Origin of the sequence: Sulfolobus sp. B1 (assembly GCF_007050195.1) — an archaeon.
Classification (GTDB): Archaea; Thermoproteota; Thermoprotei_A; order Sulfolobales; family Sulfolobaceae; genus Saccharolobus.
The window spans coordinates 1-993 of the sequence record NZ_QIMI01000287.1; the positions used below are offsets into that span (position 1 = coordinate 1).

Sequence of the window (993 nt, forward strand, 5' to 3'; positions counted from 1 at the left end):
TATGATAGTGAACTAGGAGACATTGATCTGGTTATTAGAACTTCAGGGGAAGTTAGAATAAGTAATTTCTTATTGTGGCATATAGCATACTCAGAACTCTTCTTCTGCGAAGCTTATTGGCCAGAGTTTAGAAAAATAGATTTATGGAGAGCCATTAGATCATATCAAAAAAGAAAACGTAACTTTGGGGCTTAAGTTTTTATTCTTGTGATCTAGATTTTAAACTCGGCGTTAATTATGGGATTTTATCAAGGCCCAGACAATAGAAAAATATCTGGCGGGTTAAAGGGAAAAAATAGAGATAAGAGAAAATATGAAATTGGCAGCCCTCCTACATTTACTACCATCTCATCTGAAGATACGAGAGTTAAAGAAAGAATATTAGGTGGTAATTTTAAAGTGAGGTTAAAGTATGCAAGCTTTGCCAACCTAATAGATCCTGCTAATAATACTGCTAAGAAAGTTAAGATATTAGAAGTGATTGAAACTCCTGCCAATAAGGAGCTGGCTAGAAGAGGAATTATTATAAGAGGGGCTAAGATAAGAACTGAAGCAGGCATTGCAATAGTTAAGTCTAGACCAGGTCAAGATGGAGTTATTAATGCAGTGTTGGTTAGAGATGAGTCTAAGGGATCTTAAAGATGAAAACAGAATAGTTATTTGGCCTTCATATTTCTTATCAAACAGCAGATCTAAAGGTAGAAGAGTTAGAAAAATCCAGTATAAAATTACCATAGAAGATATTTTAACTGAATCAAAAAATCTGGGATTAGACCCAATAATAATAAAAGATAAAAAGTATCCTAGGGACAAGAAGGTAAATCTTATAATTTCAGTAAAGAAAATAAAAAGTAAGAATTATACAATTAAGTTAATTTTTAATAATATCGTAGCTAAGGTAGAGAAAAATAGGAATAACTGATTGGAAAGTTACAACTTTCACGTCCTTTACTTTAATAAATAATTATGCTAATAATCATCTGTGATCTAACT

Annotated in this window: 3 protein-coding genes; all 3 read left to right on the top strand. The window is 31.8% G+C overall.

The features are described 5' to 3' along the window. A partial coding sequence (locus tag DMP16_RS10210) for an undecaprenyl diphosphate synthase family protein (RefSeq protein WP_143577219.1) occupies positions 1-195 on the top strand: 195 nt, incomplete at its 5' end. Positions 196-237: 42 nt separating this feature from the next. Then, positions 238-639 carry a 30S ribosomal protein S8e gene (locus DMP16_RS10215; RefSeq protein WP_069282558.1) on the top strand — a complete coding sequence of 134 codons (402 nt, stop codon included), beginning with the start codon at positions 238-240 and terminating at the stop codon, positions 637-639. Then, on the top strand, positions 620-922 hold the full coding sequence (locus DMP16_RS10220) for a signal recognition particle subunit SRP19/SEC65 family protein (protein ID WP_069282557.1): 303 nt from the start codon (positions 620-622) through the stop codon (positions 920-922). Before DMP16_RS10215 ends, DMP16_RS10220 begins: the two co-directional genes overlap by 20 nt. Positions 923-993 lie beyond the last annotated feature (71 nt).